The following is a 20,391-nucleotide window of genomic DNA, read 5'->3' as shown; positions in this document are numbered from 1 at the left end:
CACCATCATACACTGCTGTTTCTCTTGCAGTAATTTTAGCTTCATGGATAATTATCTATTCTTATTTAAAGAACAGGGGAAAATACGAAAAAAACCATCGATCTGTAAGCGATTTTTTCTTTATATCGTCAATTTTTTTCCTGATGCTATTTTTTTTCATTTGATTTTTTTTGGTAATGGGTTTCAGGGGAGTTTCCCGTCAAGTCGGGAATGGTAAACGCAGGCGCTGAGAGGATCGGAATCCGGGCCTGCTTCCACTATTTCTCATTTAAAACAGTTACTTTGCATTGAAAAGTTCGTGTTAGCTCTACTAGCTGTTTCATTCCTATGTGTAACAATTACTCGTGCCATTGTTAGCGTATCGAGCACGTTTTCTACTGCCTGCTCTGATGTAGAATCAAGATTACTGGTTGCTTCATCCAGAAACAGAATACGGGGCGTACGATAAAGTGCCCGAGCTAGGATTACACGCTGACGCTGCCCTCCCGACAAGGTATGCCCCATCTCGCTAATCAGCGTCTCGAACCCCATCGGCATGCGCTGGATATCCGCCAGGATCTGAGCATCTCTCGCGCACTCTACAACCCGGGCTAAGTCCGTTGCCTCATCAAAACCAGCAATATTTTCCGCAATACTGCCTGACAGAAGAATATCGTCCTGAAGCACTCCCGCGATTTGAGATCGATATGCTTCGCGGTTAGACGGCCCCAGCTCTACGCCGTTCCACAGAATCTGTCCTTCTTCCGGCTGAACCAGCCCCATCAGGATCGCCAACAATGTCGACTTTCCACAGCCCGACGGCCCCGTGATTGCGAGACTTTTTCCTGCTGGAACTTGCAAATTTACATTTCTAAAAACCCAGTTGTCTTCCTTGCCATACCGGTAGCCTACGTTCCGACACTCGAGGACTGCTCCGTCAGTCTCAGTTTCAAAGGCAGGAAAAGCAGCAAGCTTAGAACCCCTGTCACCCTCCGACACCTCGGCGTCGGCCAACGCAATATCCGACAGTCGGTCACACTGTACGCGCAGATTTCTAATCTTGAATCCAGCAGTTACCAGACTGCCGAAACGGCTGGAAAATTGGTCACGATAACTCAGGAACGCCACCAGCATTCCGACCGACATCTCCGCCGAAAGCACCATTCGTGCCCCCAGAACCAACATAAGCACACGGTCGATACCGAACAGCGCCTCCTGAGCACGCGCGAAAATCAAGTCGTATCTCTGGATCTTCAGACCTGCATTAATGCTATCGACCAGCTTGTTCCCCCAAGCAATTTTCCGGCGGTTCTCTAACGATAGCAGTTTGATCGTGCGCATCCCGCGAAGCGTCTCGAGAAAATGTCCTTGCTGGGCTGCTCCATGAACCAGTGCCTCTTCCGATATTTCCCGATAGGGTCCAAACAGAATAAGACGGATTATCAGATCCAGCACCGACGATACCACGACGATCGCCGCGAGCCATTTGCCGTAGATCACGATCATAACGAACATGCCGACTGCCATGATCCCGTCCATGATGCTCTGAACAAGATCGGTAGTGAATGTCTGCTGGATCGTCCCAAGACTTCCGAAGCGCGACAGGATGTCGCCGGCACCGCGCTTGGAGAAGAAATCCTGCGGTAGTCCCATCAGATGAGTAAATAGGCTGACATTCCACTGCACCGAAATTCGGGTGGATAGCAACATCACCATCCAGGAGCGAAAAGACGCGATGACAACCTGCACAGTAATGAGGATCGCCAACCCCGCAGCAACCGTCCAGAGAAGCGAGCGATCACCCGTTGTCAGCACTTCATCAATAATCACCTGTGAGAGCATGGGATTAACGAGTGCAATCACCTCCAGTCCAAGCGATAGTCCGCCGAGCGCAAGAAGCGCTCCCTTAAGCCCGGAGATATTCTGGAACATATCTCCGATTTTCAGGAACCGGCGATCGTCGCGTTTTTCAAATTTTGCTGCGGGCGTTAGCTCCAAGGCAACACCCGTGAAGTGTCGAGACACTTCTTCGATCGATAGCGTCCGTGCACCTCGTGCCGGATCGTTGATCAGGGCTTCATTATCCCTCAATGACACCAGAACAACGAAATGGTTGAAGTCCCAATGCAGGACACAAGGGAGGGAGAGTTTTCCAAGCGCTGAAAGATCAAGCTTGACCGGACGGGCATTCAGGCCAAAGCGATCCGAAATTTTAATCAAAGTACGTAGATTGAGGCCTGATCCCGAAACGGCGGCCTTACGACGGATAGTTGCAAGATCAATCAAATGCCCCTGATAGCACAGGATCATGGCAAGACAGGCCAGGCCGCATTCTGCTGTCTCGGTCTGGAGAATAACCGGCACCTTGCGCCGGAAGCCCGTCTGGATCACCTTGAGCATCACAATGTCCCTTTTCGAGACATTAAATCAGAAGTCGAAACCGACCGCAGTGTCGCAGATACTGACAAAACAGGATCTAGTAGCCACTGATATAGTCGCCTCTTATCAATGGCGATATCTGCCTCTACAGCCATACCGGGTGTCAGACGCTCCTGTTTCCCATATGCCACGATGTAATCCTGATCGGGGCGGACCCGGATCCGGTAGATATCACCCTGTGGCGATGCCGAAGTCGTAGAAGCTGCCGTTTCGGAAGTCCGTTCGTCTTTCGGTACGTTGCCAATCCGTTCCGGGAGTGGCGCTTTCGTAACCTCAACAACGGTGCCTTCATGCAATCCGAACCGTTGATAAGGATAAGCCGCGTATTTCAGCAAAACCCGCTGCCCCGGCCTCACGAAGCCGATAGCTCGGCTATTGACATACAACTCGGCCAGAAGCTCTCCATTGTCCGGAAGCAGACTGGCCAGAGGCTGCCCAACCGAAACCCTTTGACCCACCGACACACGGACACCGTCCACGGTGCCACTAACACGCGCATCGATTACCGTTTCTGCCTGTCCATGCGCTTGCGCAATTTGGCGGCCCAGATCCGCCAACCGGACATCAATATCATTGAGGTCCTCACTCGTCTTGTAAGAATGCCGGTCGATTTTGTAGCGTAGATTTGTCATCTGGCCGCCAGTCTCCACCAATGTCCGCAAGGTCTGCGAATGCGTGTTCATGAACTGAACATAGGTATAGAGCTGACTTTGGAACTGGCTTTCTGTCACCAGATGCGTTCCGATCGCCGTTCGCATCTCATTCATTGCCCGCTCGATCAGCGGCAAGGAAGCATTATCCCGGCTAATCTGATCGTTCAACATGGACTGCTGTTTTTGTAACGCTATCAGTTCTTCTTTGTAGGAAGCCAATTCGAGTGGGGAATCCTGTGTCAGAAGCATCCGCCGCCTTGTCAGCAGGGTCTGCTCGGACAACAGACTTTCGAGAGATTTCTGTCCTGTCGCCCCATCCTCCGACCAGCTGGATACGTCCAAGGAAAACAGTCGATCTGAGGCCTTTATGTGAGCGCCTTCCTTTACCGCAACTTGGGAGACAACCCCATTCTGATCAGCCTCCGCGATAACAAGACCTTCTGGCGGAAGCATCAGACCATTAGCGTGGATGCGGCGCGTATAGCTGCCAAAAACAACATAAACACAAAGGACAACGACCAAAAAAACGGTACAAAGAGACGCAATCCGCCCGGAAAGCGGCTCAATGATCTGAACAGAACCAATCCAGGCTTCCTGACGCCATTTGAGCGCTTCCGCCCGGAACAGTGGGCGAGATGCTTCCTCAGACACAATTCCCTCACAGGCTCAACCGAAAAATCAGAAAACAATCTATCGATACTAGATTGATAGATTAGGAGGTTTCAGACAACAATCAAGAAATAAGACATCGTGGGATGACAGACAATTTTCAGAAAAATCCATCATCAAGGCTTGATTTTATTCATAACGCTGACACTCGTTACGAACCCGGCTTATGCTGACAGGCCGGGAACCATGACACTCACCGAAGCCCTCGCGCTCGCCTATCGCTCCAATCCCCAAATTCTTAGAGAACGATCTGTTCTCGAGCAAACGGATGAGGCCGTCCCAAAAGCTCTTTCTGGCTGGCGTCCTACGATCTCGGGAAACGCGGCTGCCAATTACAGCCAATCCAACTATGTGACTTATCCCTATGGCGGCTCTTTCCGCTACGATCAGCGTTTTGCCGCGCCTGGATATGGTGCCGGCGTCACTATTACCCAGCCTTTATTCATGGGCGGGAAAACGATAGCTTCCACCCGACAGGCCATGAATACAGTCCTTCAGGAACGGGCAAACCTGATACAGACGGAACAGCAGGTCTTTCAGAACGTCGTTTCGGCATATGTATCTCTGGTTCAGGCCCGCAAGGTTCTTGTCCTAACTGTAAGGAACGAAAAGACACTTGAAGGTCAGGTTCAATTGACGACACACCAGCTCGCCCTGAACCAAGCTACGCAGACCGATGTTCTTCAAGCAAAGTCACAATATGAAGCGGCCAGGGCAGCGACACGCCTAGCCGAAAGCGATGTCAACGTGGCAGAAGCAGCTTTTGAGCGCATGATCGGCAGGCCTGCCCCCGACCGCCTGCTGGTTCCATCGCCCGTTGCAGTTTTGCTTCAATCGACAAACGATGCACAACAAGCCGCTCTCGAAAATGCCCCCCAACTCAATGCAGCAAAATTCGCACTCGCTGCGAGCCAGAACGCAGTCAAAATTGCGATCGCGGGTCTGCTTCCGCAGATTTCTGCACAAGCCGCTTACGCGCGACAAGTGAACCAGAACGCAGCCAAGTTCACGCAAAATGCCGAATCAGTGACCGTGCAGGCTAGTGTTCCTCTTTATCAAGGCGGGGGAGAATACGCCCAGATCCGAGCAGCGCGGCGTGCGGTCGATGCAGCCCGACATGAGCTAGAAAACCAGCAACGGATTGCGATCCAAACGGTCATGAGTGCGTGGCAAAGGCTCAGATCCGATCGTGATCAGCTAACCCGCAACAAACAGGCCGTTTCCCTGGGGGAAGATGCATTACGTTCGATCCAGCAACAGGAATTGCTAGGTGTCCGGACAACCTTTGAGGTTCTTCAGCAACAGCAACTTCTTTTTCAGCAGCAAAAGACGCAGCTCCAAAATGTTGCCAATACTGTTATCGATTCCTACGCTCTCGCGGCTGCCATCGGACGTCTCACGGCTAAGGATCTTCGGCTTGATGTCACGCCTTACGATCCAACAGCTCACCTCAAACAAGTAAAAGAGAAATTATTTGGCACTAAATGAGTGATTGTTATACTTAATTGTTTATTACAATATACGAATGTTTAACCCATATGTTAATATTAATTTAATTATAAATCTAGTTAATTATTTGTAAATAAACAAAAGCAATACTTAATAGCTTTCGCTCTTTTTGTAGATAAAGCTGCCGTAATGTTCACTTTCCTTCTCTTGCGTTAAGACCAGCTTGCACAGATCGATTTCGCTCCTGTGGCGGTCAACGAAGTTGTACCGATTCAGCATGTCCTGCCAGAAGGTTGGATCAGCCCGCTCCATGATCCCTGCCCCCACATAGGTTCCTGTGCCGGGCAATGAGTGCATGGCCAGATCCTGACGCACCCAGACGGGCATGCAGGCCAGCAACGCAACAGGGGCCACAACCCCGACCAGAAGCCCCACACCAAACAGTATCCCAAGCAGCCTTTTCTGCCGCACCGAATCACGCAGCTGAGGCAGGGCAGAACGCAGAGTCGCACTCTCCTCCGCCAGAGACTTCTCAACCACGCCGATCCCGGCCAGAGCCCCTGTCAAACGCTCGCTAACAACCCGCTCGATCCCGACCCGGAACTCAGCCGGAGACATCCGCAACACCGAACGCCCCTCGATCTCCTCAAGACGCTGCTCGATCACGCCGATCGCACGCTTGACCTGCCCCAGATCCAGGCTCGTATCCGGCGGCATGGCATCGCGCCAGTCCTCGGGCAGACGCTCCACCGATTTGCGCAATACCGAGACCTCGGCCCGCAGATCATCGAATGCTTGTGCTGCATTACCGCTCATTCTACCGCCCTCTGCTCCAGCCTGTGCCACGTTCCTGTTCGGGCTCTGCCTCGGGCCTGCGCTCATGCCCCAGACGCGGCGCACGTTTCTTCGGCACATCGAACGCCCGGATCGACAGATCCAGCACCGAGCCCGGCGTCACCCCGAATGACGCCCCCTTGCGCCGCAACAGCGAGCGCATCTCTGCATCCCTCCCAAGCTGGACCCGCGCTTCATCCCGCGCCTGAGCGGTCTCAAGCCCCTCCCAGACCCGTATAAAACGCTGCGCCCGCAATCCGGGAGACCGCCGTATCCTGGCCTCCTGCAGGATCGCCCGCGTCAGAACCGCACCACGCTCCGCCCTCTCCAGGGTCAGAAGCGCGGTACGGACATCGACCTCATGCCGCAGGGCCATGAGCAGATCGTCAATGGCCCCCGGACGCACACGCTCCAGAGCCTTTGTCGCTCTATCAAGCGACTGCTCCTGATGCGTCAGGACAGGGAGCCGCGCCTCATGCATGCGCCCCACAGCCAGAAAGGCCTGCGCATACCGGGCAACAGCCCGCTCAAGCAGTTCCTGAGGATCGGGAGCCGCCACAGGCAGCCGACGATCGGGATTGAGGCGCAACGAGGCAAAAGCATCATCCTGCCCCTTAGCAGAAACACCCAGATCCAGCCCCGCAAACGGATCCTCCCCCACCTCTGGCAGCACGATCCGGCTTTCCGGCACGCCCAAGCCACGCCTGCGCGCATAGGCCCGCGCTGGTCCCTCCGAACTCTCTCGACCACCATCCGGCTCCTGAGGGTAATCCAGCGTAGTATCCTTAAGCCTCTCGCGCGACAGACGCCGCACCAGCCCGTCCCGATCCCCGACATCGTCACGCGCCCAGTGCACAGATACGGCCTCGCGATGACGCGACAGCGCCACATAGGCGCTATGCCGGTCCATGCTGCCCGTCGCCAGCACATGCGCCCGATCCACCGTCACGCCCTGCGCCTTGTGAATGGTCGCCGCATAACCATGATCCAGCGCGTCATACTCCCGCAGTGACACGGACACGGCACGCCCCTCATCACCCGCATGCGCCCCGTCCAGCCGGACAGAGACCACAACCCCGACCTCATCATCACCCGACAGACCGCAGATCGTCCCCAGCGTGCCGTTCTTCACCCCAAGCCCACGATCATTGCGCAGGAAATACACCCGATCCCCCGGCGCAAACACGCGCTCACCCTGCGCCGTCATCACGGACAGTGCTCGCTCGTGATCCAGCTCCCCTTCTTCCAGACGCAGCGACCGCGCCGCTTCGTTCAGAGCCCGCACATCCACCCGCCGATGCGCCAGCATGATCTGACGATGCCCTGAAGCCCCGCCTCCTGCCCGCCCTGCCTGCCTGCCAGGCCGCCACAACAGACGCACGCGCCGCCTCCAGCGTCTCATGCCCCCGCACCATCCCCGCCGCCTCATAGCGGTCCAGCGCAGCACCCGTGCGCCCCGTAGCGAGCTCCTTCGTCGCCTCCTGCTGCCAGGCTACGTCCTGCCGGTGCACAGTCGTGATCTCGACCGATCCCACACGCTCGGCCACAGCCCGGAACGCTGCCCCGGCCTCGATCGCCTGCAACTGCTCGGGATCCCCCACCAGAACCAGCTTGGCCCCCGCATCATGTACGGCAGATAAAACACGCGCCATCTGACGCGACCCCACCATCCCGGCCTCATCGACCACCAGCACATCACCACGCACAAGCAGATCGAAACCCCCCGCCCAAGCCCGCTCCAGCGAGGCCGGCGTCCGGCTCTCGATCCCCGATCCGGCTTCCAGCCCTTCCGCCGCAATGCCCGAGAGCGCCGCCCCCCGCACACGATACCCGGCCGCCTCCCACACGGAACGGGCCACACCCATCAGCCAGGTCGTCACCAGATGCCTGACGTCAGATAACGGGTAACTAACGATCCGTATCTGTCTGCCTCATGGCAGCGAACGCGTTGAACAGAACCACATCGGTGACGGCATGGGCCACGATCGGCCCGATCAATCCCCAGTGGGACGCAGCCAGTCCCAGAGGGATCATGCCGAGAAAGAGGAACAGCCCATACAGGCTAAGCCGCCACTCCGTGAGGCTGAAATAGCCATGAACCAGAACGAACAGGAACGCGGTACCGATCACGCCGAGCCAGTATTGCAGGGCACCCCGGAACAGCACTTCCTCCCCAACCCCGGCAAACAGCGAGACCACGATGATTGCAGGCCATCCCCTGATCGCCGAAGTCAGAGCGACATAGCGCCTGGTGACGCCCATCATGAACGGTTGCCTTGCCAGGAGCCACGCCAGCACGCCGAAAACGCCGCCATAGAGCAGCCCGACGAGGATTGGGACAATCTGACTGCCTCCCGGCGGAGACCCCATCAGAGCGGGCAGGAAATCGCGTTCTTGAAGGAATACGATGCCGGTCCAGCCAAGCCCCCCAAACACCAGCGTCGAAAGGATCGCGGCGCGCAGGGAAAAGGGCTGGATCTCGCTCGGTCTTTCAGCATTTCGCGCCATGTTACCCACCCCATTCGAAGCAGAGATAAGATACTCCCCACGCATGACCGGGAGACACCCGCAAGCCAGACACCCTCTCAGACCGCCTTCACGGGCCCTGGATAGGCTTGCACGAGAGGATCGTGGGTCAGGAGCGTCAGACCCTCCACAAGGGCCTGTGCGACCAGAATACGGTCAAACGGATCGCGGTGGATTTCGGGCAGGCCTGACACGGCCACCGCATGGCGGCTCGTAATCGGCAGTTCCTCGTAGTCGTTCTCAATCAGACCACGTCGAAGCAGATGGGGATCGACCTTGAAATCAGAGCGTCCCAGCCCGGCCTTGATGGTGATCTCCCACAGACTGGCAGCACTGAAAACCAGAATATGATCTGGATCAGACAGAAGGGACCGGGCTTCTGTAGAAAGTCTGTCCGGGGCACCTGCGGCCCAAAGCAGGAGATGGGTATCGAGCAGAAGCTTCATGCCGGACCATCGAAGAGCGTGGTGATGCTGTCCTGACCCATCTTGTCAAAATCATCGGGTATCTGGATCTGGCCCGCCATGAACCCCAGACGTTTCTTCGCAGTGCCTTCAGGAGCAGAAATCGGACTCACCCGCGCGATCGGCTTGCCGGATTTGGCAATAATGAAGCTCTCGCCCTTCTGGGCATCTTCGATCAGCTTTGACAGATGTGTCTTGGCTTCATGAATGTTAACCGTTCGCATGGTTTTTCCCTGATCTGGTCCATATGACTTAGTCCATAAAATATTCCTATTCAACTAGAAGTTCCACAATTCCTAGGAGCAAAAACAGATAACCGAATGGGTTATCTATCGTTTCAGCGAGTCAGAAGATTGTATCGAAAATATTATTCAAAACAGGTCGCGTTGAGGAGGGGCGTCTAGGGTCTGCTTAAGATTTGACCCACTTCGTACCTGCGGGATAAGGCGCTGGGGGAACAGGTATGGCTCGAGGCGATTTAACGGATCGGAAATGGGCGATAATTGGTCCATTCCAGCCACCTGCTCCAGAGCGAGCTGGGATAGCGCGGCATAAGTATCGAGTGAATTACGCATGACGACGATCATGCGTCCGAAAGGGCTGAATTAATCCAGTCCTTCCAGCCGCGCGGTTTCTGCTAGTTCGAAGCCTGTGCGATGCAGGCCTTCGACAAGCTGTGAAGGTCGCAGCTCGCTACCGCTTATGGAAGCCAGTCCCCGATGCCGGCCTCGCTGATCCTCTCTTTGAGTGTGTCGAGCCAGTTCTGAATCATCGCCCGGCGGAACGGATCAAGGGGCGTGCCGTCTGGACGAGATTTGCCCGCCGCCGCATCGTGAAAGGTCAGACCGTTCTCAAGCACGAGAGGGAGGCAGCTCAGTTTAGGAACGCGCAGAATAGCGGTTTCGCACCCTTCGAAGTTCAGCCTGTTTAATCTGCTGAGGACTTCACCATAGATGCGGTTGGGGTCATGCCCAGTAGGAACGGTCCATTCGTTGAATACGAACACGGCGCGGCTTGGACGAAAAAGCGCACTGGCCCAGAGCCGCTCCAGATAGGCGGTATCGCTCTGTTGCGGCCCAATCATGAAGGCGCCGGTGATGGAGACGCCCAGGCCCTCGGCAAGCTTGATGATGTTCTCGTCCTTCGCCCAGGTCTCGAGCGTGCGATCGCCACCGCCGACATCGACAACCAGGGACTGCCCCGAAGAAGCTGCCCTGCCGAAGATATCAGCGAACCATTCGCGCAGCTTCGCGGCTTCCTCCGAGGTCGGCCGTGGTACGCCGTACTTGTCGTAGAGCGTCTTTGCGATGGAAATGCCCGGATTGCGGGCATCACTGTCAGCGAGAAGTGGCGGTGTGCCTCTATATATGGCGATTTCACCTATCGCTGATAGAAGTGTCGATCCTCCGAGATTGCCTCGCCCTGTCTTAACAAGAGCGACGGGAGTTTTCTTTTTGCAGGGTTCTGCTGATGCCATGTGACCTTCCTCCTTGAAAAGCGACCTTTCGATCGTGCGAGGAGCCTGACACAGGACAATGTGAGCGCCGACAGTCTGTACGGCAAGCTGCTAGAAATTGCGCGCGTAGCCCTTAACCAGAAGCAACATCCCTTTGAGCATAAGAGATCTCTTTTCGCGAGGGACAGCCTCTATCATTGGCACACAGGCGCGTGCCCAGTCTGATTGCCGTTCGAAAAACGACATGCGCGGCAGTCCAGGAATTTGTTCAAAATCCGTTCCTCCGTCGGACGTCAACCCTGTCGCATCCAGTGGCGTCAAAGCTTCCAGTGGCAGATTCTCCGGCATCCCGGCAGGGCGCGGTCCGACATAGCAAGGCGGCAGGGGCTTGAACCGATCCTCTCCATAGCGGGGCGCGGCTTCCAGCATCTTCACCGGCCGCTTGATCTGCCCGATGACGACGCCCGGCGCATCGTCCTGAGCCGTCGTCTCAAAGCTGACCTGCACCGGCATTGTAGGAACCGCTGCGGATACAGGGGCGCTAGATGGCGCAGCCGGGGTCGGAGGGAAGCCCCGCTCTGCAATCTGCCGGATCTCGAGCTCGCGTTCTGCTCCCGCACGTGCGACTGAAGCCGCCTCGCGATCTGCGGTTTCCTGGGCAAGCTTAGCGGCCGTCGCGTCTCGACGATACTGCCTAGCCGCATCCTCTGCCTCCCGCTTTTCCAGTGCAGCTCGAACCGCTTTCCTGACGCGATACCAGGTGGACTTCACCGTGTTCACAGCAGCCGGTCCGCCGTGACGGGCTCTCAACCCATCAGCGTGAGCGGCGTCGGCAATGCGTCCCCAGCGAACACGGCCGCCGCTGATCGACCGCTCCATCATCTCGAAATTCTCGACCATCCAAAGATAGAGCGCGGAGTGTTGCCATTCGCCGCGCTCACACCCTTTGAGAGCGTCGTGAAGGGCGCTGCGCGGTGTCATCGCGATCGTCGTCATATGGCAGGCCCTCCGGTGTCTCTGTCTCGGCTACCACTCGACGGAAACAGATGCAAGGTAGATGCGCATCGGCGCGGCAGCAGATGCAGATCAGATGCGAGATAGACGCGAGGTAGATGCAAGTTTTTTCTTTCTCCATACACAAATGCACCCTCGCGGGTGCGTCCCCTGCGGGGCTCAGGAAGACATCCAGCTCTGACCGGTAGCAGCGTCATATCGAAGTCGCTTTCGGTTCGAGTGGCTTTGCTGTATGTGTTGTCAAATACAGCATTGATGTACGTATCAATCTCGGGGATTTTCGGTATGCGCACCTTCTCAACCAGCGATCTCTCGCGGAAATCGGGAGATATCATCGCAAGTGCACTGCAGGGCCCGACAGCCATCAGCCAACGTGGAAAGCCCCGTCTGGTGGTTCTCAGTGTCGAGCAGTATGAGGCACTCACCCAGGCGCAGCTTGACCGTCGCATCGTCGGGGCAACGGCGGAGATGCCTGACGCACTGGCAGGGGACGTCGCCCTTGCTATCGACGCATTCCTCTCTCCGGATGAGGGATAAGTATGTCTGGCGTGATCGAGCCAGGCGTGGTCCTACAATATCCCTATCTCTGGCACTGGCAGGACGCCCGAGGGGAAACCGAGGGGCGCAAGGATCGCCCAGTCGTTGTGGCCGTTTTGTTTGTTGGACGGGATGGCTTGGATTATGTGCTGCTCCTGCCGATAACGACGCAGGCGCCGGGGGCCGAACGCAAAGCCATTGAAGTCCCCGCTACAGAGAAGTCACGCGCATCCCTCGATAAGAGTCGCAGCCAGTGGCTTCTGCTGGACGAGTATAATCTCGATCCGCTGAAAGGCTCTTACTACCTGCGTCCCTCTTCGGTGACCGGGCAATTCAGCAAAGCATTTATGGCTACAGTCCTCGGGCAGTTCCGACGGCTGCTTCCACAGGCTAGTCCGGTAGCACGATACCCTTGATACGCGTCGTTTCACGTCCCTCGATCCTGCAAGAATTTTTCCGGCCGGGGTAAAGCAATGAGGCACTAAGTCGAAGTATATAGAGATTTTCAATCGGAGGCTGTCTGCGCTCACATCGTTCTCGGCAAGAATGGTCCCCATTAAGACAGTGGGTCTTTCAATGGCAGAAAACGGCTTCGATCCACGCGATACACTCGCTCGGAACACACAGAACCAGGTCGTGATGATCAACCTGCTTCGGCAGCAGGGCAATCTCTCGGCGGAGATTCACCAACTGATCAGTCCGCCTGAGCAGACCGACGCTCCTAGGCTCAAGACCCATTGATCCGGGTGGGAAAATCTGAATCAGGTTCTGCGAGGAGACTGATGATAAGCAACTTGTATTGGCTGACGAATGAACAGATTAAGCGTCTGCAACCGATCTGCCTCAAGAGCCATGGTAGGCCATGCGTCGACGATCGGCGCGTGCTGAGCGGGATCATCTTCGTGAACTGCGATGGGATACGCTAACTGGAGTAAGTTAGCTGAAGCCTGCGGAGAGGAATAGACAGACGCTGAAAGCGGTTGCGTTGTTCCATTGGGCAAAAGCCTGAACACGATCGATGTGTCGGGAAAGAGCGTGGGTGCTGGAGGCGGATGGGGCGAAGAGATTACGAATGGCGGAGAAGGCAGAAACGAAGCGCTGACATCCGCCTGATAAGCGAAACTGCTGCATGACCCGCTCACGTCTTCGCAGCGGGAAATCGCTGTTCTCTTCCCGATTGTTCAGACCCTTGTGCGAGAGATGCCGGATCGAGAGACCGAGTTTGCGTCCAGCTGCTCTGTAGGCGTTCCGCCTGTCAGTAATCATGCCGTCTAGGTGCAATTCCTGCCGTTTCAAAAGTCAGGTGAGGAGGCGCATTGCGACTTTGGTATTCCGTCGTGTCGGGAGGATCTTGTCGAGAGCATATCCGTCCTGATCCACGATCCGCTACAGCCAGTAAGGCTGGCTATGAATCATGATTCGCACCTCATTCAGATGCGAGATATCGCCAGGTCGGGCCTTCTGGTGTTGTCGGGAGCCGGAATAGGCCGCAGCGAACTTTGAGTTTCACCGATCGAACGTCTCATACGAGGCAACAATGCCTCATCCGAGCAGTATTTTCCCGATCAGACGGAAGCCCTGTGGTAAGCAGAAATACAGCTACACTGCATGCGCAATCAACTCGCCCGGAAATCGACGTCGTTTGTAGCTCACAGATGATGCGCTTATCGCCCGCTTTTAGCATTCCACACTCAACGTGACATCCCCCCTTTGGGAGCGCCGTGAAGGGCGCTGCGCGGTGTCATCGCGATCGTCGTCATATAGTAGACCCTTCAGTGTCTTCACCCTCGCTATCACCCGACAAAGACGGATGCGTGATAGATGCGTTTCGGATCGATAGCAGATGCAGATCAGATGCGAAGTGGATGCAAGTTTCTGCTCTCTCCATATACAAATGCAAACTTTCAGTTTGAGCTGCGCGCCGCTCTCATAGAGGAGCGTTGCGACACCCGCGTAGGCACTCGGATCGAAGGTGGTCTTTGCTTTTTCAACAAGCGTCGTGACGCTGAGACTGTGCTTGTGAGGCGAGGAGCCATTACGATATAGAGGTCCATGATATCGTGATATCAGGAGGTCTCATGGCACAGTTCGTTATCCGCAATCTGGACGACAGCGTTCATGCTGCGATCCGGCAAAGAGCCGCTCGACACGGTCGAGGTCTGGAGGCCGAGGTACGCGAAATTCTGAGCAGAATCGCGTCGGAAGAGGCTGGGATTGAGCCCGGGACAGGGCGAGGCGCTCGTATGGCTGCCCGTTTCGCTCAAGCAGGATTTCGGGAGGGGGAGGGGATCGAGGAGCTGAGAGGGACGGCTGCTACACCGGCGGCGTTCGACTGATGGTCATACTCGACACCAATATCTTATCCGCTTTGATGAAGGCACAGCCGGATCCTTTCGTGATGGGTTGGCTCGATCGGCAGAGCAGTGCAGCCCTTCGGACAACGTCAGTCAATGTGTTTGAGGTTCGTTTTGGTCTTGCCCGTATGGAGGCCGGTCGGAGACGGACTGCCCTGATTGAATCTTTCTCTGCCATGCTCGTAGAGGACCTGGGCGGTGCGGGTCTTGAGCTCGACGACCGTGCTGCTGATGTTGCTGCGACTATAGCCGCAGAGCGTGAGGCCGTCGGGAGACCTCTCGACTTTCGAGACACAGCGATCGCGGCCATAGCTGTGCGATACGACGCCACACTTGTCACAGGGAACCTCCGGCATTTCGCCGGCCTGCCTATCCTGGTAATCTCCCCATGGGGCGCTGAATGAGATTCTCCGGGAGTTATATCCTGGGATCAACAGGCTTGGTATCAGAGGCATCAGCATAGAGAGAGGAAGCGCGGCTATACGCGCTTACCTTGAACGCTTCAATGTGGAGCGCAAAAGGCTTGCCAGTGACGTCAGGAACATCTCCAAAGAGGTCAAAATCGCTGGAGACGCTTCATTAAGATTTCCCCGCGCGCACCGAGCATGTGAGGCATTGAGTTATGCACAGCCCGATCATAAAGCCCACGCAACCAGTGCGTAAAAACCTCTGTATGAACTGAACGATGCCCTCGCCTGGCGCAGCCAAGTTCCCGGAGTTGAACGGAAAATTTCGTTCCCTGCACGTTTCCGACTTGTTCGGCGAAACGATCTGCCGCAATTTCGTCGGTTACTGCCACCGGACCGTTTTGGGCCGTCTGGCGAGTCGAGGAAAAGAACCACCATGACCTGACCCCCAGACGCCAAAAACCCCGCCTCCCCCGATTTACCAGATCGGAAGAGCCAGGGTTCATGACAGATCGGAGATCTGGATAAAGGGCCAAGCTGATTAAGGCCCCCATCTAGCGATGCTCCCACCCGAAACGCAAGAGGTTTTTTGCGAACGGGAGAGATTTGTCTGAACGACCAGCCGGGAAGCGGTTCACGCAACCACTTTTCGATGGATGTTGAACCATGGAGTTCACCCCTCCCTTTGCAGGGCAGGACGGGTCGTATCGGCCCGGACGGCGGCGGCTGAGTGCGGCCATGCTGGAAGCCAAGGCCGAGCTGACACAGGAGCCCGCGGATTATCCGGCGCGTCGCGAGGTCCTCGGGCTGCTTAAATCGCTGCGTGGCGCCCTGCCTGTGTCGGCGGCGGCCGCCAATACGCTTATCGTGATGATCGAGCACACCAGGGCGGAAGACTGGACGGCGATGGAGACGCCTTTCGTCTATGCGCATAACGAGACGCTTCTGAACTGGACCGGGGTATCGCTCGCAACGCTGCGACGTCATATTCGTGAGCTTGCCGATGCCCGGTTTCTGGTGGCCCAGGACGGACGTAACGGACAGCGTGGGAAAAGGTGGCAGGGGACAGAGTCCCAGCGGACAGGGTTCAATCTGGCCTCGCTACGGCATCGCTGGGTGGATCTCGTCGCACTCAGCCGCTCGGAGACCCGCCGGCGCGAGGAACTGAGCTTCCTGCGTCAGGAAATCGCCTCGCTCAACGAGCAGGTGCGCCTGCTGTCCGACGCACTCGACCAGCCGATGATCATGGCAGAGGCACGTCGCCTTATGCGTCTGCGTCTGATGATGAATGAGCCGGCCAGACTGCATGCGCTGCATGGACAGATGGCGGCGCATCTCGTGGCCCTTCAAGCCATCCAGGCACAGCAGGAAACGGCTGTGGATAACCGCACATCCGCCGCGCCTGGGACGCCCAATCTGAGACCCATGGGTGCGCAAAATGAGACCCATTATACAGATACAAAAAACAATCTATCTCTTAAAAAAGTAGTTTCCGTAGCGGCTTGCAGCCGCAATCGCATTGAAGCAATGCGGCGTGAGCCCTTGGATGATCCGGGTGAAAACCTTCGCCTCGGTCGTGAAAGCGCTCTTCGAGGATTCAAGGGAACTGCTCAGTTCTATCTCGGAATTTGCACAGCCCTTCGCGAGATATGCCCTACTGCAACACCCAGCGCGGAGCAGCTGATCGACGCGGCCGAATATCTGTCAGGTCAGATCGGGGTCTCGTATCACGCCTGGGTGCAGGGATGTGGCGTTCTCGGTCGGCTCCAGGCGGCGATTGCCGTGATCATCATGGCCTCGCGCCTTGAGCGACAGGCTGTAATCCATGCCCGTGACGCCTATTTCAGGGCCCTTGTGGAGCGGGGAGCCCTGAACACCCTGTTTCTCGACCGGAGCCTCTATGCGCTTCGCGATGTTCGCAACCGGGAGGAATTGGCCATAGGCATATTGGTCAAGACAAGGGGATCTTCTGATGTGGGATCAGCTACCATTCCCGGCAGGCGGCACTGATCGGATAGCTGAGGAAGAGTGGTGATTTGCGTCGTGTTTGCGAGGGCAAAAAATGAGTGATCTGGTTTTGTCGAGACGGGAATGTGTATGGCTGCGGCAGAGGTTCCAGCGCGAAACACCTGGGTCGGTTAGGCTTGATGAGGGTTTCCCTCTTCCGGGCTGGTATGGCTCGTGCAAGAAGAATCGTTATGTCCCGGCCGCACTCCAGACGATGATCGAGCGTGGATTAGCGACGACCCCACACCGCATCGAGCAGGAGCCGCGGTTCTATTTCACGCGTCTCGGTATAGACGCTATCCGAGCTGCGTTCGGGCATCCCAAGGGACTGAAACGCGAAGAATGTCCCGCGCTTGCGCAGGCCGTCGGCCGAGCGACGAGGCGCGCGATTATCCGTTGATCATGTAATCAGTCTTCTGTCTGGTCGTCTTCAGGCGCGGTCTCGGATGGGGCTCTTGCGAGGCGTCGCGTCCGTTTGCGGATTGGGCCACGGATCATCTCATTGCGGTTCTCACCGATCTCCAAAGCTGAACCGATGTGCGCTTTAACCCCTTCGGGACGGGTAAGGAGTAGTCTTTCGTCTTGGGTGATGATCTGCCGCCCTTCCATCGCGGCTGGCTGCAGGGGCACGAGCCCGTCGAGGCGATCCTGGGTGAGCACAAAGCCGCCCGGATGGGTGCCCAGCTGACGCGGAAAGCCGAGAAGCTGGCGCGCCATGTGCAGTGTGAGCGCGAGACGCCGGTCCTTCGGATTGAGACCGGCTTCGATCAGACGCTCGCGGCAGATCTGCGGATCGTCCAGACAGGACGCGATATGGCGCGAAAGCTGGCCGGTCACATCATCGGGCAGGCCAAGCACCTTTCCGACTTCACGTAAAGCACCTTGGGGCTGAAAGCGCTGGACCGTTGCGCAGAGCGCGGCCCTATGCCGACCGTAATGGTTGTAGATCCACTGAATGATCTCTTCACGGCGATCGCTCTCGAAATCCACATCGATATCGGGCGGTTCCTTGCGATCCTCGGAGACGAACCGTTCGAAAAGCAGGCCTGAGCGGACAGGATCGATGCTGGTGATCCGCAGCACATAGCAGATCGCCGAATTGGCGGCCGAGCCACGGCCCTGACAGGCAATGCCCAGCGAGCGGGCGTGCTGGACGATCGTATTTACCGTCAGGAAATAGGGCGCATAGCCCAGCCGCTCGATCAGGGTGAGCTCATGTCTGATCTGCTCACGGACCGTCTCCGGTGTGGCCGCCGGATAGCGTCGGGGCAGGGCGCTTTGCACCAGACGCGCGAGGGTCTCCTGAGGGCTTTCCCCCTCGATCGTCGCCTCACTCGGATACTGGTAGCGCAGATCGTCCAGCGAAAAGCGGCACAGATCGGCGATGCGGCTCTGGTTCGTCAGGGCCTCAGGGAAGGCAGCGAACAGAGTGCGTTGCTCGTCTGGGCCGCGCAGGACGAGATCCGGACAGGCCATGCGCTCGGGGCCAAGCGCATCAAGAGTGGTGTTCGTGTGAATGGCAGTCAGCACATCGAGCAGGAGATGACGCTTCGGATCGTGCAGCCGCACATCGCCGGTTACGACGGTCGCGATCCCCATTTGCGTCCCTAGCGCTTGCAAGCCATGCAGCCGGCGCCAGGCATAGGGCTCGCGCCGATAGACGAGACCGAGATAGCGCCTGTTGCGATCGGGCGAGATCGCGCAGAGTGCTTCGATCTGACGGCGCGTCGTCTCGATCGCGATCCCGGGCTGCAGGATCAGAACCAGATGGTCGGCCGCCTGTTTCAGATCCGACCAGTCGAGCGCGAAGACCCCGCGTTCTCCCCGGTGATGGCCGAGTGTGAGCAGCTTGCACAGCCAGCCCCAGCCGGTGCGGTCGATCGGATAGGCAAGCAGTACGCTGCCATCTGACAGGGTAAGGCGTGTTCCCGGTATCAGCCGGATTCCGACTTCTTTCGCTGCCCGATGCGCCCGGACCACACCCGATATACCATGCCAGTCGGCAAGCCCGATCGTCTCGAAGCCGAGATGCGCGGCCTGGCCGATCAGTTCCTCAGGCAAACTTGCGCCCTGCAGGAAGGAGAAGGCCGAGAGCGTCCCCAGCTCGACGATCGGGGTCTGGGTCATGACCGGTCCTTGTCCTCGATCCGGCGATGCGGATGAGGGTGCCGGCTGCTATCGGGCGCACCCGGCGCGGGACGGCGCATGAGCACGAAGCCGCAGCGCAGCAGATGGGCGACCAGGCGCTCGGCGACCAGTCGGGCCATGAATTCATCGGCGTCATGGACACGCCGCCTGCCGTCATAGCGCAACCCATGCTGCAGGGCGTCGGCAAGCTCTTCGGGACGGGCGTTCAGCAGGGGATCGGTGGGCGGCATCATCAGAACAGGCCCTGCAGATGCCACTGGCCCGAACCGCTCCAGTCATGGACACCATCTCCCAGACGATAGAGCCACAGGCGCTGTCCTTTCTCCGTCTCGATCGTCCAGTAATCGCGCACAATCCCGAACGCGGCCGGATCCTGCCACCAGGCGCCGGCGATCCGCTCCGGCCCCTCGGCACAGACGATGCGATGCAGCATACGGCCGAGCCGGAACTGACGTGGGGCTCCATCGGGGAGCAGGGCTGTGACCTCGATCGGGATGGCGTGATCGAGCAGAACGACCGGGCGGGGAGCAATCTCCAAGGGGAATTCTCGTTCGACCGGTCCGTGCAGGCTGAGATGACGTGATTCTTCAGGCCAGGCGGCATCGACGCAATGCAACCGCGCGAGGGAGATTAGCCCCGGCGCACTGGCCAGACGATCGAGCAGCGTTGCCGGCCAGGTGCTGTGCGTCTCGCCATAACCGGGCAGGGCGGTCTCATGCTGGCGGATGGGCGCAGACTGCACGATGACGAGCTGCACTGCCTCGATGCCAAACCCCGGCTCGATCTGCGGAATCTGGTCGCAGAGCAGGCGGATCAGACGGGCGGGATCGCAGGTGGCGTCGGACGTGCCCACACGCACTGCCTGGATCGTGTTATCGACACGCGTACAGAGGAAATCGACGAGCCTTGCGCCTTCCCCGCGCTCGAGGAGCTGCGCACAGATTCCAGGCACAGGGGCCTCGATCACTGTTGCGATCGCTTCTGCCGTGCCGATCGGCTCGAACAGGGAGCGGGCGCATTGCACACCGCTGCGTTCTTGCACGAATGACAGGGGCATGGGTCGAAGACCGGCAGCCTGATCGAGGCAGTCGAGAAAGGCGCTCCCGAAGCGCTTGGCCAGGGGCGCGCGTGGCAGATCGAAGCACGACCCGATCGTCTCCAGGCCGAGGCGTTTAAGGCGCGGTGCCAGAGCCTTGTCGATCGGTAGGGATTTGCAGGGTAGGGCGCGCAGGGCTGCCTTATGCGCGCCAGGTGCAATAATTGCTGTCTGTTCTGAACGGGCAATTGCGCGCGAGGCGGCCGCACTATCACTGATGCAGGCAAACGCGTTGTGTCCTCTGTGGATGGCTCCCTTGTTGCAAGAGAAAAATGACACACTGACGTTGATCAGGAGCAGTCTTCTGTCCGGCCTGTTTGCGCAGTCGGTTTTGGACTGCTGGCCCTGATGGGTTCCGC

18 protein-coding genes and 2 pseudogenes are annotated in these 20,391 nt (G+C 57.5%); 7 read left to right on the top strand and 13 right to left on the bottom strand.

What is annotated here, in order from left to right:
- Positions 1–264 precede the first annotated feature (264 nt).
- Together ACWNRM_RS13705 and ACWNRM_RS13700 are read right to left on the bottom strand one after the other, a co-directional pair.
- Entirely contained in the window at positions 265–2,379 is a 2,115-nt protein-coding gene (locus ACWNRM_RS13705; RefSeq protein WP_485171295.1) for a peptidase domain-containing ABC transporter, read from the bottom strand.
- A complete protein-coding gene (locus tag ACWNRM_RS13700; RefSeq protein WP_485171294.1) occupies positions 2,379–3,722 on the bottom strand; it encodes an HlyD family secretion protein in 1,344 nt (447 codons plus the stop codon). Before ACWNRM_RS13700 ends, ACWNRM_RS13705 begins: the two co-directional genes overlap by 1 nt.
- Positions 3,723–3,926: 204 nt before the next feature.
- On the opposite strand from ACWNRM_RS13700, the gene ACWNRM_RS13695 reads away from it, so the two are divergent.
- The gene (locus tag ACWNRM_RS13695; RefSeq protein WP_285533947.1) at positions 3,927–5,228 is read left to right on the top strand and encodes a TolC family outer membrane protein; all 1,302 of its coding nucleotides are present in this window, start codon (positions 3,927–3,929) and stop codon (positions 5,226–5,228) included.
- 111 nt (positions 5,229–5,339) lie between these two features.
- On the opposite strand, the gene ACWNRM_RS13690 is transcribed toward ACWNRM_RS13695, so the two are convergent.
- The 7 genes and pseudogenes from ACWNRM_RS13690 to ACWNRM_RS13660 form a co-directional block, all read right to left on the bottom strand.
- The gene (locus tag ACWNRM_RS13690) at positions 5,340–6,005 is read right to left on the bottom strand and encodes a DUF6118 family protein (RefSeq protein WP_485171293.1); all 666 of its coding nucleotides are present in this window, start codon (positions 6,003–6,005) and stop codon (positions 5,340–5,342) included.
- 184 nt (positions 6,006–6,189) lie between these two features.
- Positions 6,190–7,891 (bottom strand): annotated as a pseudogene (locus ACWNRM_RS13685) (AAA family ATPase); the annotation flags it as partial.
- A 40-nt stretch (positions 7,892–7,931) separates the two neighbouring features.
- Positions 7,932–8,531, bottom strand: a complete 600-nt coding sequence (locus tag ACWNRM_RS13680; protein WP_485171290.1) for a CPBP family intramembrane glutamic endopeptidase — start codon at positions 8,529–8,531, stop codon at positions 7,932–7,934.
- Positions 8,532–8,608: 77 nt separating this feature from the next.
- Positions 8,609–8,995, bottom strand: coding sequence for a type II toxin-antitoxin system VapC family toxin (locus ACWNRM_RS13675; protein WP_485171289.1), 387 nt, complete (start codon positions 8,993–8,995; stop codon positions 8,609–8,611).
- Complete coding sequence (locus tag ACWNRM_RS13670) at positions 8,992–9,237, bottom strand: type II toxin-antitoxin system Phd/YefM family antitoxin (protein WP_485171288.1); 246 nt, start codon at positions 9,235–9,237, stop codon at positions 8,992–8,994. Before ACWNRM_RS13670 ends, ACWNRM_RS13675 begins: the two co-directional genes overlap by 4 nt.
- A 476-nt stretch (positions 9,238–9,713) precedes the next feature.
- Positions 9,714–10,490: a hypothetical protein gene (locus ACWNRM_RS13665; RefSeq protein ID WP_485171287.1), complete on the bottom strand. Its 777-nt coding sequence runs from the start codon at positions 10,488–10,490 to the stop codon at positions 9,714–9,716.
- 90 nt (positions 10,491–10,580) lie between these two features.
- Positions 10,581–11,465: a hypothetical protein gene (locus ACWNRM_RS13660; RefSeq protein ID WP_485171286.1), complete on the bottom strand. Its 885-nt coding sequence runs from the start codon at positions 11,463–11,465 to the stop codon at positions 10,581–10,583.
- Between the two features lie 303 nt (positions 11,466–11,768).
- On the opposite strand from ACWNRM_RS13660, the gene ACWNRM_RS13655 reads away from it, so the two are divergent.
- The 3 genes and pseudogenes from ACWNRM_RS13655 to ACWNRM_RS13645 all read left to right on the top strand — a co-directional run.
- Positions 11,769–12,020 carry a type II toxin-antitoxin system prevent-host-death family antitoxin gene (locus tag ACWNRM_RS13655; RefSeq protein ID WP_485171285.1) on the top strand — a complete coding sequence of 84 codons (252 nt, stop codon included), beginning with the start codon at positions 11,769–11,771 and terminating at the stop codon, positions 12,018–12,020.
- Positions 12,021–12,022: 2 nt separating this feature from the next.
- A complete protein-coding gene (locus ACWNRM_RS13650) occupies positions 12,023–12,436 on the top strand; it encodes a hypothetical protein (RefSeq protein WP_485171284.1) in 414 nt (137 codons plus the stop codon).
- A gap of 369 nt (positions 12,437–12,805) precedes the next feature.
- Positions 12,806–12,943 (top strand): annotated as a pseudogene (locus ACWNRM_RS13645) (transposase); the annotation flags it as partial.
- A gap of 13 nt (positions 12,944–12,956) precedes the next feature.
- Here the strand turns inward: ACWNRM_RS13645 and ACWNRM_RS13640 are convergent.
- Positions 12,957–13,286: a DDE-type integrase/transposase/recombinase gene (locus ACWNRM_RS13640; protein WP_485171282.1), complete on the bottom strand. Its 330-nt coding sequence runs from the start codon at positions 13,284–13,286 to the stop codon at positions 12,957–12,959.
- A gap of 812 nt (positions 13,287–14,098) precedes the next feature.
- Here ACWNRM_RS13640 and ACWNRM_RS13635 point away from each other — a divergent pair.
- From ACWNRM_RS13635 to repC, 3 genes are all read left to right on the top strand, one after another.
- Positions 14,099–14,356 carry a FitA-like ribbon-helix-helix domain-containing protein gene (locus ACWNRM_RS13635; RefSeq protein ID WP_485171281.1) on the top strand — a complete coding sequence of 86 codons (258 nt, stop codon included), beginning with the start codon at positions 14,099–14,101 and terminating at the stop codon, positions 14,354–14,356.
- Complete coding sequence (locus ACWNRM_RS13630; protein ID WP_485171280.1) at positions 14,356–14,778, top strand: PIN domain-containing protein; 423 nt, start codon at positions 14,356–14,358, stop codon at positions 14,776–14,778. The genes ACWNRM_RS13635 and ACWNRM_RS13630 overlap by 1 nt, the downstream gene beginning before the upstream one ends.
- A 669-nt stretch (positions 14,779–15,447) precedes the next feature.
- The gene (repC, locus tag ACWNRM_RS13625; RefSeq protein WP_485171279.1) at positions 15,448–16,791 is read left to right on the top strand and encodes a replication initiation protein RepC; all 1,344 of its coding nucleotides are present in this window, start codon (positions 15,448–15,450) and stop codon (positions 16,789–16,791) included.
- Positions 16,792–17,196: 405 nt separating this feature from the next.
- Here the strand turns inward: repC and ACWNRM_RS13620 are convergent, their stop codons facing one another.
- The 3 genes from ACWNRM_RS13620 to ACWNRM_RS13610 all read right to left on the bottom strand — a co-directional run.
- The gene (locus ACWNRM_RS13620) at positions 17,197–18,915 is read right to left on the bottom strand and encodes a PHP domain-containing protein (protein ID WP_485171278.1); all 1,719 of its coding nucleotides are present in this window, start codon (positions 18,913–18,915) and stop codon (positions 17,197–17,199) included.
- Positions 18,912–19,169, bottom strand: a complete 258-nt coding sequence (locus tag ACWNRM_RS13615) for a hypothetical protein (protein WP_285533964.1) — start codon at positions 19,167–19,169, stop codon at positions 18,912–18,914. The genes ACWNRM_RS13620 and ACWNRM_RS13615 overlap by 4 nt, the downstream gene beginning before the upstream one ends.
- Positions 19,169–20,391 (bottom strand): Y-family DNA polymerase (locus tag ACWNRM_RS13610; RefSeq protein ID WP_485171277.1); only part of this gene is annotated, 1,223 nt, incomplete at its 5' end. The genes ACWNRM_RS13610 and ACWNRM_RS13615, both read right to left, overlap by 1 nt.

It is taken from the genome of Asaia sp. A2 (genome assembly GCF_057319415.1).
Note: the sequence above shows the minus strand (reverse complement) of the source record. Positions and strands in the feature narration are given on the sequence as shown.